This window comes from Amycolatopsis sp. NPDC004378 (assembly GCF_053602455.1).
In genome coordinates this window covers 198,401-213,072 of sequence record NZ_JBSGDR010000012.1, presented here as the reverse complement: position 1 = coordinate 213,072, position 14,672 = coordinate 198,401, and the positions used below count along the sequence as shown (strand labels likewise).

Below are 14,672 nucleotides of genomic sequence, written 5' to 3'. Positions count from 1 at the left end.
ATAGGCGGGGTGGTTACGGAGTCCCGAACAGCCGCGCCGTCCCGTGGGCGCGCTTGAAGTACAGGTGGGCGTCGTGTTCCCAGGTGATCGCGATGCCGCCGTGGAGCTGGATCATCTCCGCCGCCGCGTGCGAAAACGCTTCGCCGCACACGACTTTCGCGGTCATGACGGCCTCGGCGTCCCCGTCGGCCAGGGCCGCGTACAACGCCGACCGCGCCGCTTCGACGTGGACGTGCACGTCGGCCATCCGGTGCTTCAGCGCCTGGAACGACCCGATCGCGCGGCCGAACTGACGGCGTTGCTTCGTGTACTCCACCGTGAGTTCCAGCGCGCGGGCGGCCGCACCGACCTGCTCCGCGGCGACGGCGATCACCGCGGTGTCCCACAGGGACTCGTCGAACCCCGCGGTGTCGAGGCGGTGGGCGGGAGTGGACGAGAACTCGACCACGGCGAGCCGCCGGGTCGGGTCCAGGCTCGTGACGCGCTCGCGGCGCACGCCGTCGAGCGGCACTTCGAACAGCCCCAAGCCGTCGGAAGTGCGCGCCACGGCCAGAAGGACGTCCGCGAGGTCGCCGTCCAGGACGTAGTGGGCGCGGCCGTCCAGCCCGGCGCCGGACGCGGTCAAGCCCGGCGACCAGGCTTCGTCGGACCACGCGAGGGCGGCGAGGGTCGTGCCCGCCGCGATGCCCGGCAGCAGCCGTTCGCAGGCTTCGTCGTTCCCGGTGCGCAGCACCGCTTCCCCGCACAGCACGGCGGAGCCCAGCATCGGCGCGGGGGTGAGCGTCCGGCCGAGTTCGCTCAGGACCACGCAGACTTCGGCGAGTCCGGCGCCCGCGCCGCCGTACCGTTCGGGAACGGCGAGGGCGGCGACGCCGATCTGTTCGCAGAGCGTCGACCACAGCTTGTCGTCGTAGCCGAGCGGGGATTCCATCGCGGCGCGGACGGCTTCCGGACCCGATCGCCGCGTCAGCAGGGCGCGGACCGCCTCGCGCAGGGCGACGGCCTCTTCGGTTTCCAGGGGGTCGGTCATCGCAGCACCCGGGCCCGGTGGAACGCCCCGGTCCCCCAGGCGCCGGCCAGGGCCCGCACCTTGGTCAGCCGCAGCCCGAGGTCGTGCTCGGCCGTGTAGCCGATGGCGCCGTGCACCTGCAGGGCCGTGCGCGCGGCGAGGTAGGCGGCGTCGCCGGCCATGACCTTCGCCGCGGAGACGTCCCGGGCGAAGGTGTCCCCGGCGACGGCCGCGCCGTACAGCAGCGGCCGGGCGAGTTCGAGCTGCGTCACGACGTCGGCGAGGAGGTGCTTGACCGCCTGGTACTCGCCGATGGCCCGGCCGTACTGGCTGCGCTGCTTCGCGTAGGCGACCGACGCGTCGAGCAGCCACTGGCCCGCGCCCAGCAACTGCGCGGACACGGCCAGGACGCCGCGGTCGAACGCCGCCGGGTCGGCGGCCGCGGGCCGGGTGGTGCCGGTGATCCGGAACAGCCGCCGGGCCGGGTCGACGGATCGCACGAGCTCGATCGCGACGTCGGACACCTCGCCCTCGTCGAGGTCGAGGACCACGCCGGCGACGTCGGCGTCCAGGGCCAGGGGGACTTCCGGCGGCGCGACGACCGTGGCCAGGAGGTCCCCTTCGGCGAGCGCGGTGAGCCGGTCGCCGGTCAGCACGGACGGCGCGACGGCGGCCGTCTCGACCAGCGGGCCGGGCACGGCGTGGTAGCCGAGTGCCTCGAACGCCACGACGACATCGACCAGCGAACCGCCGAGGTCTTCGTCGACCAGCAGGGCCGGGACGCCGAGTTCGGCGAGGCCGCGCCAGAGCTTCAGGCCGCGGTCGGGCTCTCCGGCGGCCCAGGCGCGCGCGACCGCCGCCGTGTCCGCACCGGCCAGGAAGTCGTGCAGGGACGCCGAGAACTGGCGTTGTTCCGGCGACAGCTGGAACCTCATCGGCGGGCCTCCCGGGGCAGGTTCAGCAGCCGCTCGGCGATCGTGTTGCGCTGGATCTGGTCGGTGCCGCCGTAGATCGGCCCGGCGAGGGAGAACAGGTAGCCGTCCACCCAGCCCCGGTCGGTCTCGGCCGCCGGGCCCAGGACATCGAGCGCGGTCTCGTGCAGGGAAACGTCCAAACGCGACCAGAAGAGCTTGTTCACACTGGACTCCGGGCCCAGCGCACCGCCGTCCTGCAACCGGCTGACCGTGCCGAACGTGTAGAGCTGGTAGGCACGGGCCCCGATCCACGCGTCGGCGACCCGGTCCCTGGTGGACTCCGGTGCGCCTTCCGAGCGCCAGAGGTCCACGAGCCGGTCGGCGGCGGCGAGGAACCGGCCGGGACTGCGCAGGGACAGGCCGCGCTCGTTGTTGGCCGTCGTCATCGCGACCCGCCAGCCCTGCCCGGCCTCCCCGATGACGTCTTCGTCGGGCACGAAGACGTCGTCGAAGAAGATCTCGGCGAACCCGGGCTCGCCGTCGAGCTGCGGGATCGGCCGGACCGTGACGCCGTCGGCACGCAGGTCGGCCATGAAGTACGTCAGGCCGTGGTGGCGCTGGGCGTCGGGATCCGTGCGGAAGAGACCGAACGCGCGGTCGGCGAAGGCCGCGCGGGAACTCCAGGTCTTCTGGCCCGACAGCCGCCAGCCGCCGTCGGTGCGGACCGCCGTGCTGCGCAACGCCGCGATGTCGCTGCCCGCCTCGGGTTCCGACCACGCCTGCGCCCAGACCTGCGCACCGGTCGCCATCGCGGGCAGGATCCGGTCGCGCTGCTCCTGCGTGCCGTGCGCGAACAGGGTCGGCCCGAGCATGAAGATGCCGTTCTGGCCGACCCGGCCGGGCGCCCCCGAGGCGTAGTACTCCTCCTCGAACAGCAGCCACTGCAGCAACGACGCGTCGCGGCCGTGGTATTCGCGTGGCCACGACACGACCGACCAGCGCGCGTCGGCGAGTTCGGCCTCCCACTCGCGATGGGCGGCGAAGCCCTCGGCGGTGTCCATCGACGGCAACGCCCGGACGTGCGTCCTGAGCCATTCCCGTGCCTCGTCGCGAAAAGCGGCGGAGGCCTCGTCGATGTCGAGGTCCATCAAGCCCCCCTGTTCGCGTCGCGCATCGACCGCGCGGACTGCCCGCCGAGGGAGTCTTCCGACGTCTCCGCGTTGTGGGCGTGCGCGAGGTGGTGCAGGCCGAACACGGAGTCCATTCCGGACCGCAGGCCCATCAGGTCCTCGGCCTGGTTGACGGCCTTCTTCGCCAGCGCCAGCCCGAACTGCGGCATCCCGCCGATCTTCTCCGCCAGCTCGATGGTCCGCTGCTCCAGCTCCGCGCGCGGGACGATCCGGGTGACCATCCCCCACTCCTTGGCCTGCTGGACCGTGAACCGCTCGCCGGTGAACAGCACTTCCTTCGCCGCGCGCGGCCCCAGCACCCACGGGTGCGCGAAGTACTCCACACCCGGAATCCCCATACGCACCACGGGATCGGCGAAGAACGCGTCGTCGGCGGCGACGATCAGGTCGCACACCCAGGCCAGCATCAGCCCGCCCGCGATGCACGCGCCCTGCACGCTCGCGACCATCGGCTTCGGGATCTCCCGCCACCGCCGGCACATGCCCAGGTAGACCTCGGACTCGCGGGCGAACCGCTGGTCCCCGCCGGCGCGGTCGGTGTGGTCCCACCACATCACCGCGCGGCGGTCGAACGACTGGTCCGCGTCCCGGCCCGGGCTGCCGATGTCGTGCCCGGCGGAGAAGTGCTTGCCCGCCCCCGCCAGCACGATCACCTTGACCTCGGCGTCGTCGACCGCGCGGGCGAAGGCGTCGTCGAGGGCGTAGGTCATCGCCGAGTTCTGGGCGTTGCGGTACTCGGGCCGGTTCATCGTCACCACCGCGACCGGCCCGCGGCGTTCGTAGCGGACGACGTCGCTCATGCCTTCTCCTCACTGAGCAGCCGCTTCAGCACCTTGCCGGAAGCGTTGCGGGGCAGCTCGTCCACGAACTCGACGAACCGCGGGGTCTTGTAGTTGGCGAGCCGGTCGCGGCAGAACGCGATCACGTCGTCCGCGGTCAGTCCTTCCCCGACGACGAACGCTTTGCCGACCTCGCCGAGCCGCTCGTCCGGGACGCCGATGACGGCGACGTCGCGGACGCCCTCCAGCTCGGTCAGCGCGTGCTCGACCTCGGCCGGGTAGACGTTGAAGCCGCCGCAGATATACATGTCCTTGAGCCGGCCGGTGATGGTCAGGTTGCCGGCGCCGTCCAGCTCGCCGACGTCGCCGGTGTGCAGCCAGCCCTGCTCGTCGACGGCCTTCGCGGTCGCCTCGGGGTCGTCGAGGTAGCCGAGCATCACGTTCGGCCCGCGCACCACGACCTCGCCCGGCGAGCCCTGGACGGCCACCTCGAACCCCGCGGTGGCCCGGCCGGACGTGCTCGCCACCAGTTCGGCGTCGTCGCCGGGCCGGCACATGGTCACCACCACGGCTTCCGTGAGCCCGTACGCGGTCAGGACGATGTCGAAGCCCAGTTCGGCGCGCATCCGGCGGACCAGCGACGCGGGCACGGTCGCCGCGCCCGTGACGGCCAGCCGCAGTGACGGGAGATCGCCGCGGCGTTCGTGCAGCAGGGACTGGAAGATCGTCGGCGCGCCGGGCAGGACCGAGATCCGCTCGCGCTCGATCACGGCCAGCGCGGCCCGGACGTCGAACACCGCCTGCGGCACGATCGTCGCGCCGGTCAGCAGCCCGACGAGGATCCCGGCCTTGTAGCCGAAGCTGTGGAAGAACGGGTTGATCACCAGGTACCGGTCCTCGGCGGTGACCCGGCCGCAGTCCGCCCACGCCGCGGCGACGTCGACCGCCTGCCGGTGGGCCGACAGCACGCCCTTGGACCGGCCGCTGGTGCCCGAGGTGAACAGGATGTCGCTGACGTCGTCGGGCTTGACCGCGTCCGCGCGCGCCTCGGCTTCGGCCGCCGTGACGCCTTCGGCCTCCGCCAGGAACTCGTCCCAGCCCAGCGTGCCGGCCACGTCCCGGTGCGGCTGCGCCAGGGGCACCCGGACGACCGTGCCGAGGTCCGGCAGCGCCGTGCCGGTGTCGCGGATCGCCGCGTGCCGGTCCGCGCCCAGGAAGTCTGCGGCCACGACCAGCGCCTTCGCGCGGCTGCGGACCAGCAGGTCGACGGTCTCGGCGGCGGTGAACCGGGTGTTGACCGGCACCAGCGTCGCGCCCGCGTAGAGCGCACCCAGGGCCGTCAGGACCCAGTGGTGGGTGTTCGGGAGGTTGATCGCGACGCGGTCGCCGGGCGCGACGCCCCGGGCCGCGAAGGCCCGCGCGACCGTCTGAACACGTTCCAGAAGAGCGCCGAATCCGAGCCGGACGCCGCCGTCGACCAGTGCCTCCGCGGTGCCGAACTTCGCTGCGGCATCGCGGACGACGGCCGGGATCGTGGTCTGTCCCACCACACCCTCCTCTGGACCGGCAAACTAGAACGTGTTCTCATTACCCTAGGTCCCGGACGGGCCCGGCAGCAAGGAGGCGTGCGTGGAACCGACGCGATTCCGCCGTGAGGTCGCGGGCTGGCTCGCGGACAACCTGACCGGCGAGTTCGCGGACCTGCGCGGCCTCGGCGGCCCGGGACGCGAGCACGAGGCCTTCGACCTGCGCCTGGCCTGGGAACGGCACCTGGCCGCCGCGGGCTGGACCTGCGTCGGCTGGCCGCGCGAGTTCGGCGGGCGCGGACTTTCGCTGGACGAGCAGGTCGCCTTCCACGAGGAGTACGCGGCCTCGGGCGCGCCCGCGCGCGTCAACCACATCGGCGAGCAGCTGCTCGGCCCGACGCTCATCGCGTTCGGCACACCCGGGCAGCGCGAACGGTTCCTGCCGAAGATCGCCGCCGTCGAGGAACTCTGGTGCCAGGGCTATTCCGAGCCCGGCGCCGGATCCGACCTCGCCGCCGTCTCGACGTCGGCGGTCCTGCGCGACGGCGAATGGGTGATCAACGGCCAGAAGATCTGGACGTCCCTGGCCCACGTGGCCGACTGGTGTTTCGTCGTGGCGCGCACCGAACCGGGGTCGCGGCGCCACCACGGGCTGTCCTACCTGCTGGTGCCGCTGCGCCAGGACGGCGTCACGGTCCGGCCGATCCAGCAGCTGACCGGGACGTCCGAGTTCAACGAAGTGTTCTTCGACGACGCCCGCACGGACGCGGGCCTGATCGTCGGCGAGCCCGGCGACGGCTGGAAGATCGCGATGGCCACGCTCGGGTTCGAACGCGGTGTTTCGACGCTCGGCCAGCAGATCGGCTTCCGCCGCGAACTGGACGACATCGTCGCCGAGGCCCAGCGGCTCGGCACGTACGACGACCCGCTGCTGCGCAACGACCTCACCCGCGCCCGGCTCGGCCTGCGGGTCCTGCGCGCGCACGCGCTGAGGACGCTCGGGCGCCCGGCCGGGCCGGAGGTCGCCGTCGGGAAGCTGCTGTGGGCGCAGTGGCATCGCGGCCTGGGCGAGCTGGCCGTGCGCGCGCGGGGTGCGCGTTCGCTGACCGCCGAGGGCGGCGAGCTGGACGACTGGCAACGGCTGTACCTGTTCACCCGTGCCGACACGATCTACGGCGGCTCGGACGAGATCGAGCGCACCATCATCGCCGAGCGCGTGCTCGGCCTGCCCCGGGAGGCCCGACCGTGATCCCCCAGTACCCACCCGGCCACGACCTGTTGTCCGGCAAGGTCGTGGTGGTCACCGCCGCGGCCGGGACCGGCATCGGCTCGGCCGTCGCCAAGCGGTGCCTCGAGGAGGGCGCGCGGGTCGTCATCAGCGACTGGCACGAACGGCGGCTCAAGGAGAAGGCCGCCGAGCTGGGCGCGGTGCACGCCATCCCGTGCGACGTCACGCGGGAAGACCAGGTCCAGGCGCTCGTCGACGGCGCGGCCGAGCACTTCGGCCGGGTCGACGTGATGATCAACAACGCCGGGCTGGGCGGCACGAAGTCCGTCCTCGAGATGGGTGACGACGAGTGGTCGCGCGTTCTGGACATCACCCTGACCGGCACGTTCCGGTGCACGCGGGCGGTGCTGAAGCAGTTCGTCGCGCAGGGCGGCGGCGGGGCGATCGTCAACAACGCGTCCGTGATCGGCTGGCGCGCCCAGGCCGGTCAGGCGCACTACGCGGCCGCGAAGGCCGGGGTGATGGCCTTGACGCGCTGTTCGGCCCTCGACGCGGCCGAGCACGGCGTCCGGATCAACGCCGTCGCGCCCAGCCTGGCGATGCACCCCTTCCTCGCGAAGGTGACCAGTGACGAACTACTCGAGGACCTCACGAAACGCGAGGCGTTCGGCCGCGCGGCCGAACCGTGGGAGGTCGCCAACGTCATGGTCTTCCTCGCCAGCGACTACGCGAGCTACCTCACCGGCGAAGTCGTCTCCGTCAGCAGCCAGCACCCCTAGGAGTTGCCGTGCCCGAAGCTTTCCTGCTCGACGCGGTCCGCACCCCGGTCGGCCGGCGCGGCGGCGCCCTGTCCGGCCGGCACTCCGCGGACCTGGGCGCGCACGTCATCCAGGCGGTCGTCGACCGCGCCGGCGTCGACCCGGACCTCGTCGAGGACGTCATCCTCGGCTGCACGGACACCCTGGGCCCGCAGTCCGGCAACATCGCGCGGACCGCGTGGCTGGCCGCGGGGTTCGGCGACCACGTGCCCGGGGTGACGGTCGACCGGCAGTGCGGGTCGAGCCAGCAGGCCGTGCACTTCGCGGCGCAGGCGGTCATGTCGGGGACACAGGACCTCGTGCTGGCCGGCGGCGTGCAGAACATGAGCCGCATCCCGATCAGCGCGGCGATGCTCGCCGGGCGCGAATACGGTTTTGACGACCCGTTCTCGGGGTCGAAGGGCTGGCAGGAGCGCTACGGCAGCGTCGAGGTGTCGCAGTTCCGCAGCGCGGACATGATCGCCGAGCACTGGGACATCAGCCGGGAAGCCATGGAGGAGTACGCGTTCCGCAGCCACCAGCGGGCCCTGTCCGCCATCGACGAAGGCCGGTTCGACGCGGAGACCGCGGCGGTCGACGACTTCCGGCACGACGAGGGGCCGCGCCGGGACACGTCGGTGGAGCGGATGCGCGGCCTGAAGCCGTTGAGCGAAGGCTCCCGGCTGACGGCGGCGGTGGCGAGCCAGATCTCCGACGGCGCGAGCGCGGCTCTGCTGGCGTCGGAAGCGTTCGTGAAGGAACACGGTCTCGAGCCGCGGGCCCGCATCCACCACCTGTCGGTGCGCGCGGCGGACCCGGTGTGGATGCTGACCGGCCCGATCCCGGCGACTGCGCAGGCCCTCCGCAAAACCGGGCTCGGCATCGACGACATCGACCTGTTCGAGGTCAACGAGGCGTTCGCCAGCGTGGTGCTGGCGTGGCTGGACGAGACCGGCGCGGACCCGTCCCGCGTGAACGTGAACGGCGGAGGCATCGCCCTCGGTCACCCCATCGGGGCAACCGGGACGAAGCTCCTGGCCACGCTCCTGCACGAACTGGAGCGCCGCGGCGGCCGCTACGGCCTGCAGACGATGTGCGAAGGCGGCGGGACCGCCAACGTCACCATCATCGAACGGCTGTGATCAGCCGAGGGCGCGCAGCTTCGGCAGCACGTCTTCGCCGAACTGGGTCAGGAAGCGCTCCTGGTCGTGGCCCGGGCCGTGGAAGACCAGGTGGTTCAGGCCTGCGTCCAGGTACGGCTTGATCTGCGCCACGGCCTCGTCCGGGTCGGACGCCACGATCCAGCGCTTGGCGACCTGCTCGATCGGCAGCTCGTCGGCCAGCCGCTCCATCTCCTCGGCCGAGGACACCGTGTGCTTCTGCTCCGCCGACAGCGACAGCGGCGCCCAGAACCGGGTGTTCTCCAGCGCCTTCTCCGGGTCGCGGTCGTAGGACAGCTTGATCTCGATGGTCCGGTCGACGTCCTCGACGGTCTTCTCGGCCGCCTCGGCGCCCTCCTTCACCGCGGGCATCAGCTTCTCGGTGTAGAGGTCCATGCCCTTGCCCGAGGTGCAGATGAACCCGTCGCCCGCGCGGCCCGCGTACTTGGCCACCACCGGGCCGCCCGCGGCGACGTACACCGGCACCGGCTGCTCCGGGCGGTCGTAGATCTTGGCGTCCACCAGCTCGTAGTAGTCGCCCTTGAAGTTCACGTTGTCGCTGGTCCACAGCTCGCGGATCAGCTTGATCGACTCGCGCAGCCGCGCGAAACGCTCCTTGAACTCCGGCCACTCGCGGCCGGAGACGGCGATCTCGTTCAGCGCCTCACCGGTGCCGACGCCGAGGATCACGCGCCCGTTCGACAGCAGCGACATCGTCGCGAACGCCTGGGCGATCACCGCCGGGTTGTACCGGAACGTCGGGGTCAGCACGCTCGTGCCGATCTGCACCCGCTTCGTCCGCTCGGCCACCGCCGGCATCCAGGCCAGCGCCCACGGCGCGTGCCCGCCTTCGTGCCGCCACGGCAGGAAGTGGTCGGACACCCACACCGAGTCGAGGCCGACCTCTTCGGCGCGCACGGCGTATTCCACCAGGTCCCGCGGCCCGAACTGCTCCGCGGACGCCTTGTAACCGACCTTCAGCGCCACCCTCGCTCATCCTCCCGTTTCCCGGCCCAGGCGGCGAAGGATCTCACCCGCCTCGGCCACCGTGCCCTCGACGATCTCGGCCACCGTGGGCAGGTCGTGGATCATGCCCACCACCTGCCCCGACGCTAGCACTCCCGCGTCCGTGCGGCCGTCGACCAGCCCGGCGCGCAACAGCATCGGGGTGTTCGCCGCCATGACCAGCTGGCTCCACGTCAGGGCGTTGCCGTGCTTCATCGCGAAGCCTTCCTTGACCATGGCAACCGGGGACAGTCCGGTGATATTCCGGAAGCGCAGGGCGTTGCGCGCGGCCTGCGCGAGGCCGCGGATCCGCCCGGTGCGCTCCAGCTTGTCGACCAGCTCGGTGCGCAGCACGCGGTGCGGCAGGCCGTCGACGCGCCGGGTGACGACGGTCCCGGTGAGCCCCTGCTCCAGGTAGACGCGCTTGACCTCGTCGGGGACCGTGCTCTCCTTGCTCAGCAGGAACCGGGTGCCCATCGCGACGCCCGCCGCGCCGTACGCGAGCGCGGCGGCGAGCCCGCGGCCGTCGAAGAACCCGCCGGCCGCGATCACCGGGATGTCGACGGCGTCCAGCACGGACGGCAGCAGCAGCGTCGTGGCCACTCCCCCGGTGTGCCCGCCGCCTTCGCCGCCCTGCACGATGACGGCGTCGGCGCCCCACGCGGCGACCTTCTCGGCGTGCCTCGCGGCGCCGATCGACGGGACCACGACGATCCCGTGGTCACGCAGTTTCGCGATCATCTCCTTGCGCGGCGCCAGCGCGAACGACGCCACCTTGACGCCCTCGCGAATCAGCAGGTCGACGCGGTCTCCGGCGTCCGTCGCGTCCGCTCGCAGGTTGACGCCGAACGGCTTCCCGGTGCGCTTCTTGACTTCCGCGATCGCCGCTTCCAGCTCGGCGTACGTCATCGTGGCCGAGGCCAGGATGCCGAGCCCGCCCGCTTCGGCCGTCGCCGAGACGAGCCGCGGGCCGGCGACCCAGCCCATCCCGGTCTGCACGACCGGGTGCTCGATCCCGGCCAGCTCGGTCAGCGCGGTCTTCACGCCGGGACTTCCTTGTCGCGCAACGCTTTCGGGTCCAGCACGTCCCGGATGAGCCGCAGCTCTTCGCCGGTGGGCTCGCGGCTGGTCCCGGTGCCGGTGAAGTCGAGGGAGAACGTCGTCGCCGCTTCGACCTCTTCGCGGGTGACGCCCGGGTGCAACGACGCCGCCCGCATCGAGTGGTCCGGCGTGGCGAAGTCGAACACGCCGAGGTTGGTGACCACCCGGTGGACGTCGTGGTACTTCTCGGCCGCCGGGCCCGCCTTCGCCGCGTTGTCGTAGCCCACCCCGGAAACCACGTCGACGGCGTCCACGAAGACGCGCGTGCTGTGCCGCGGCACCCAGTAGCTCGTGCGGTGGTTGACGGTGTTTCCGGGCGCGCCGCGCACGCCCAGCAGCTGCTTCTTCGGCCGGGCGTGGTCGCCGATGGCGGAGATGTTCTGGTTGCCGTAGCGGTCGACCTGGTTGGCGCCCATCACGACGTGCCGGCGGCCGTGCGGGACAATCGTGTCGAGCATCTTACGGAACGGCTGCCAGCCCTCGACTTCGCCGTCCGGGGTGACCAGGTACGCCTCGCCGTCGGACATGAGCAGGTCCGGGGCGAACGTCAGCCGCGCGAGCTTCGCGCCCAGCTGCGGGACCAGGCCCATCGGGCTGGCGACGATCTCGCCGTCGCCGCGGAACAGCTCGGCCACCGCCACGACGGCGATCTCGGCCCGGGTCGCGCTCATGCCGCCTCCGCCTCGAACTTGTCCACTTCGGACAGATACTGCCGCTCGTCTCCCGAGAGGAACCGGTCCGCGAAGCCCGGCCAGGCCCCGGGATCCTTGGCGCAGGCGGCGTAGTGGCGCTGGAACCGCTCGTCCCGGCCGTAGTCCGGCACCGCCGTGGTGAAGTGCGCGCCGCGCGGGGCTTCGACGACGGCGTCGACCGCGCCGCGGTTGAGCAGCAGCGACTGCACCGGGCCGCCCGCCAGCAAGTCCGGCGTCTCGACGACCTTTTCGACCGAGACGAACCTCTTCTCGGCGGCCAGGCAGAACAGGTCGTCGAAGTACGGGTCCGGGCCGAGGTACTGGGCGTTGCCGCGGGCGTCGGCGCGATTGAGGTGCACGAGCGCGACGTCGAGGTGCTGCGCGGGGACCGCGACCAGCTCCTCGCCGTCGGCGTAGGGCGAGCGCACGGTCCGCAGGTCCGGGTTGGCGCGCATCACCTCCGAGCCGAGCCCGGCCCGCATCGGCAGGAACGGAAGCCGTTGCGCCGCAGCCGAAAGCGCGGCGCCGAACATGCCCTCGTCGTACTCGGTGACCTCGATCGCGCCGGTCTCGCGGGCACGGCCGAACCACGGGTCGAACGGAATCGTGTCGAGCGTGACGAACCCGAACACCACCCGCTTGACCTTGCCCGCCGCGCACAGCAGACCGACGTCGGGACCGCCGTAGGAGACCACCGTCAAGTCGCGAACGGGTGTCCGGAGGATCGCGCGGACCAGCGCCATCGGCTTGCGCCGCGAGCCCCAGCCGCCGATGCCGATCGTCATGCCGTCCTTCAGCTCCGCCGCCACCTCGTCGGCGGTGGTGCGCTTATCGGCCATTCAAGAACTCCTCGCGGGCTTCGTCGGACGCGCCGAGCAGGTTCAGTTCGAAGGTGAAGCCCTGCTCGAAGCGGTAGCTGCGGTGCACCTGCTGGGTGTCGATGCCGTTCAGGGCCTCCTTGGCCGCCCGGATGACCCGCGGGTCCTTCTTCGCGATGTCCCGCGCGACGGCCAGTGCGGCGTCGTCCAGCTCCGCGCGCGGTACGACCTGGTAGACGGAACCGTGCGCGTGCAGCTCGGCGGCGGTGATGGTGCGGGCGGTGAAGTAGAGCGTGCGCATGAGGTGCTGCGGCACGAGCCGGGCCAGGTGCGTCGCGGCGCCCAGGGCGCCACGCTCGACTTCCGGGACGCCGAAGGTGGCGTCGTCGGCGGCGATGACGACGTCGGAGTTGCCGACCAGGCCGATGCCGCCGCCGAGGCAGAAGCCGTGCACCGCGGCGACAACCGGCACGGCGCAGTCGTAGACGGCGCCGAAAGCCGCGTAGCAGCCCTTGTTCGCGCCGACGAGCGCGTCGTACCCCGCGCTGCGCTGGATCTCCTTGATGTCGACGCCCGCGTTGAAGCCGCGGCCTTCCGCGCGCAGGACGACGACGTGGACGTCCGGGTCCTCGCCGGCCTTCCTGATCGCCTCGGCCAGGTCGAACCAGCCCTGCACGGGCAGCGCGTTGACCGGGGGGAAGTCGACGGTGACGACCTCGACGTGGGCGTCGCGCTTGGTGAGGATGCCCATCAGCTCGCTCCGTAGACGGGTTCGGGCTCGGGCGCGCGCTCGAGCAGGCCGGCGACGACCGGGCCGAGTTCGGCCGGGTCCCAGCGGTCGCCCTTGTCGGTCTCCGGGCCGTGCCGCCAGGCCTGGGCGAGGGCCACTTTGCCGCCCTCGACCTCGAAGACGCGGCCGGTGACGTGGGCGGACTCCTCACTGCCCAGCCAGACGACCAGCGGCGAGACGTTCTCGGGCGCCATCGCGTCGAAGCCCTCGTCCGGACGCGCCATCGAGGCGAACACCGCCTCGGTCATCCGGGTCCGCGCGGCCGGCGCGATCGCGTTCACCGTCACGCCGTAGCGCGCCAGCTCGGCCGCGGCCACGACGGTCAGTCCGGCGATCCCCGCCTTCGCCGCCGAATAGTTGCCCTGGCCGACGCTGCCCAGCAGTCCGGCGCCCGAACTGGTGTTGATCACCCGGGCCCGCGGCGTCCGTCCCGCCTTCGCCTCGGCACGCCAGTGCTCCGCCGCGTGCCGCAGCGGCGCGAAATGGCCTTTGAGGTGCACGCGGATCACCGCGTCCCACTCGTCTTCGGCCAGGTTGACCAGCATGCGGTCCCGCACGAAGCCCGCGTTGTTGACCAGGACGTCGAGGCGGCCGAAGTTCTCCAGCGCGGTGTCGACGAGCTGTTTCGCGCCGGTCCAGTCGGCGATGTCGGAGGTGTTCGCGACGGCTTTCCCGCCCCGCTCCCCGACTTCCGCGACGACTTCGGCGGTCGCGTCCCCGTCCACGTCGTTGACGACGACCAGCGCGCCCTCGGCCGCGAAGGCCAGCGCGTGGGCGCGTCCGATGCCGCGGCCGGCGCCGGTCACGACGACCACGCGGTCCTGGCACAACCTGCTCACGAATCCTCCTGGTGGTTGACGTCGGCCGCGGCGAGGAACGCCGGGACCTCACCCCCGCCGTGGACGCGCAGGGTGGCGCCGGAAACGTAGGAAGCCAGGCCGGAGGCGAGGAACGCGGCGCAGGCGCCCACCTCCTCGGGCTCGGCGAGCCGGCCCAGCGGCACCGTCTTGCCGACCGCCTCGACCGCGGCCTCGCTGCCGTAGTGCAGGTGGGCCTGCTCGGTGCGGACCATGCCGACGTCGAGCGCGTTGACGCGCACCTTCGGCGCCCACTCGACGGCAAGGCTGGCGGTGAGGTTGTCGAGCCCGGCTTTCGCGGCGCCGTAGGCCGCGGTGCCGGGCGACGCGCGGGTGCCGCTGACGCTGGAGATCATCACGATCGCCCCGCCGCCGTCCTGCCGCTGCATGACGGCGTTGGCGTGCTGCGCGACGAGCAGCGGTGCGAGCAGGTTGAGCTGCACGACCTTCTCGTGCAGCCGCGGCGACGCGTCCGCGGCGGGGGCGTACGGGGCCCCGCCGGCGTTGTTGACGACGACGTCGAGCCGTCCGTGCTTCGCGACGATGCCGTCGACCAGGGCCTTCACCTGAGTCTCGTCGCGGACATCGCACCGCGCGAACTCGGCCGCGGTCGGGGTCTCGTGCCGCGCGCAGGCGACGACGTGGGCCCCGTGGGCGAGGAACACGTCGGCGATGCCCTTGCCGACCCCGCGGACGCCCCCGGTCACGAGCACCACGGTGCCGGCCAGGCCCAGATCGGTCTTCACGCCTCAAAACTAGAACACGTTCCAACTTTGGGCAAGGTCGGCGAGACTACGGACGCTGCG

At 72.1% G+C, this 14,672-nt stretch carries 15 protein-coding genes; 3 read left to right on the top strand and 12 right to left on the bottom strand.

The window, feature by feature from the left end:
- Nucleotides 1-13: 13 nt before the first annotated feature.
- From ACWEN0_RS30905 to ACWEN0_RS30885, 5 genes are read right to left on the bottom strand one after another with little or no spacing between them, the layout of a single operon-like run.
- The gene (locus ACWEN0_RS30905; protein ID WP_451981344.1) at nt 14-1,030 is read right to left on the bottom strand and encodes an acyl-CoA dehydrogenase family protein; all 1,017 of its coding nucleotides are present in this window, start codon (nt 1,028-1,030) and stop codon (nt 14-16) included.
- Entirely contained in the window at nt 1,027-1,944 is a 918-nt protein-coding gene (locus ACWEN0_RS30900) for an acyl-CoA dehydrogenase family protein (protein ID WP_451981341.1), read from the bottom strand. Before ACWEN0_RS30900 ends, ACWEN0_RS30905 begins: the two co-directional genes overlap by 4 nt.
- A complete protein-coding gene (locus tag ACWEN0_RS30895) occupies nt 1,941-3,071 on the bottom strand; it encodes an acyl-CoA dehydrogenase family protein (protein WP_451981338.1) in 1,131 nt (376 codons plus the stop codon). Before ACWEN0_RS30895 ends, ACWEN0_RS30900 begins: the two co-directional genes overlap by 4 nt.
- Complete coding sequence (locus ACWEN0_RS30890; RefSeq protein WP_451981335.1) at nt 3,071-3,913, bottom strand: enoyl-CoA hydratase; 843 nt, start codon at nt 3,911-3,913, stop codon at nt 3,071-3,073. Before ACWEN0_RS30890 ends, ACWEN0_RS30895 begins: the two co-directional genes overlap by 1 nt.
- Complete coding sequence (locus ACWEN0_RS30885) at nt 3,910-5,439, bottom strand: FadD3 family acyl-CoA ligase (RefSeq protein ID WP_451981332.1); 1,530 nt, start codon at nt 5,437-5,439, stop codon at nt 3,910-3,912. The genes ACWEN0_RS30890 and ACWEN0_RS30885 overlap by 4 nt, the downstream gene beginning before the upstream one ends.
- Before the next feature lie 82 nt (nt 5,440-5,521).
- On the opposite strand from ACWEN0_RS30885, the gene ACWEN0_RS30880 reads away from it, so the two are divergent.
- From ACWEN0_RS30880 to ACWEN0_RS30870, 3 genes are read left to right on the top strand one after another with little or no spacing between them, the layout of a single operon-like run.
- Nucleotides 5,522-6,667: an acyl-CoA dehydrogenase family protein gene (locus ACWEN0_RS30880; protein ID WP_451981329.1), complete on the top strand. Its 1,146-nt coding sequence runs from the start codon at nt 5,522-5,524 to the stop codon at nt 6,665-6,667.
- Nucleotides 6,664-7,425, top strand: coding sequence for an SDR family oxidoreductase (locus ACWEN0_RS30875; protein WP_451981326.1), 762 nt, complete (start codon nt 6,664-6,666; stop codon nt 7,423-7,425). The genes ACWEN0_RS30880 and ACWEN0_RS30875 overlap by 4 nt, the downstream gene beginning before the upstream one ends.
- 8 nt (nt 7,426-7,433) lie before the next feature.
- Nucleotides 7,434-8,585: an acetyl-CoA C-acetyltransferase gene (locus ACWEN0_RS30870; protein WP_451981323.1), complete on the top strand. Its 1,152-nt coding sequence runs from the start codon at nt 7,434-7,436 to the stop codon at nt 8,583-8,585.
- On the opposite strand, the gene fgd is transcribed toward ACWEN0_RS30870, so the two are convergent.
- The 7 genes from fgd to ACWEN0_RS30835 are packed head-to-tail and all read right to left on the bottom strand — an operon-like array spanning nt 8,586 to nt 14,612.
- On the bottom strand, nt 8,586-9,590 hold the full coding sequence (fgd, locus tag ACWEN0_RS30865) for a glucose-6-phosphate dehydrogenase (coenzyme-F420) (protein WP_451981320.1): 1,005 nt from the start codon (nt 9,588-9,590) through the stop codon (nt 8,586-8,588).
- Between the two features lie 6 nt (nt 9,591-9,596).
- Nucleotides 9,597-10,652, bottom strand: coding sequence for an NAD(P)H-dependent flavin oxidoreductase (locus tag ACWEN0_RS30860; protein ID WP_451981317.1), 1,056 nt, complete (start codon nt 10,650-10,652; stop codon nt 9,597-9,599).
- Nucleotides 10,649-11,380 carry a CoA-transferase subunit beta gene (locus tag ACWEN0_RS30855; protein WP_451981314.1) on the bottom strand — a complete coding sequence of 244 codons (732 nt, stop codon included), beginning with the start codon at nt 11,378-11,380 and terminating at the stop codon, nt 10,649-10,651. The genes ACWEN0_RS30860 and ACWEN0_RS30855 overlap by 4 nt, the downstream gene beginning before the upstream one ends.
- Complete coding sequence (locus ACWEN0_RS30850) at nt 11,377-12,240, bottom strand: CoA transferase subunit A (protein WP_451981311.1); 864 nt, start codon at nt 12,238-12,240, stop codon at nt 11,377-11,379. The genes ACWEN0_RS30855 and ACWEN0_RS30850 overlap by 4 nt, the downstream gene beginning before the upstream one ends.
- Entirely contained in the window at nt 12,230-12,970 is a 741-nt protein-coding gene (locus ACWEN0_RS30845; protein WP_451981308.1) for an enoyl-CoA hydratase family protein, read from the bottom strand. Before ACWEN0_RS30845 ends, ACWEN0_RS30850 begins: the two co-directional genes overlap by 11 nt.
- Complete coding sequence (locus ACWEN0_RS30840; protein WP_451981305.1) at nt 12,970-13,848, bottom strand: SDR family oxidoreductase; 879 nt, start codon at nt 13,846-13,848, stop codon at nt 12,970-12,972. The genes ACWEN0_RS30845 and ACWEN0_RS30840 overlap by 1 nt, the downstream gene beginning before the upstream one ends.
- Nucleotides 13,845-14,612: an SDR family oxidoreductase gene (locus ACWEN0_RS30835; protein WP_451981302.1), complete on the bottom strand. Its 768-nt coding sequence runs from the start codon at nt 14,610-14,612 to the stop codon at nt 13,845-13,847. The genes ACWEN0_RS30840 and ACWEN0_RS30835 overlap by 4 nt, the downstream gene beginning before the upstream one ends.
- Between the last annotated feature and the right edge of the window lie 60 nt (nt 14,613-14,672).

Bases quoted from the DNA above. Each gene is read 5' to 3' on its own strand.
- ACWEN0_RS30855 (WP_451981314.1), bottom strand. From the start codon at position 11,380: ATGAGCGCGACCCGGGCCGAGATCGCCGTCGTGGCGGTGGCCGAGCTG.
- ACWEN0_RS30900 (WP_451981341.1), bottom strand. From the start codon at position 1,944: ATGAGGTTCCAGCTGTCGCCGGAACAACGCCAGTTCTCGGCGTCCCTG.
- ACWEN0_RS30850 (WP_451981311.1), bottom strand. From the start codon at position 12,240: ATGGCCGATAAGCGCACCACCGCCGACGAGGTGGCGGCGGAGCTGAAG.
- ACWEN0_RS30905 (WP_451981344.1), bottom strand. From the start codon at position 1,030: ATGACCGACCCCCTGGAAACCGAAGAGGCCGTCGCCCTGCGCGAGGCG.
- ACWEN0_RS30890 (WP_451981335.1), bottom strand. From the start codon at position 3,913: ATGAGCGACGTCGTCCGCTACGAACGCCGCGGGCCGGTCGCGGTGGTG.
- ACWEN0_RS30845 (WP_451981308.1), bottom strand. From the start codon at position 12,970: ATGGGCATCCTCACCAAGCGCGACGCCCACGTCGAGGTCGTCACCGTC.
- ACWEN0_RS30895 (WP_451981338.1), bottom strand. From the start codon at position 3,071: ATGGACCTCGACATCGACGAGGCCTCCGCCGCTTTTCGCGACGAGGCA.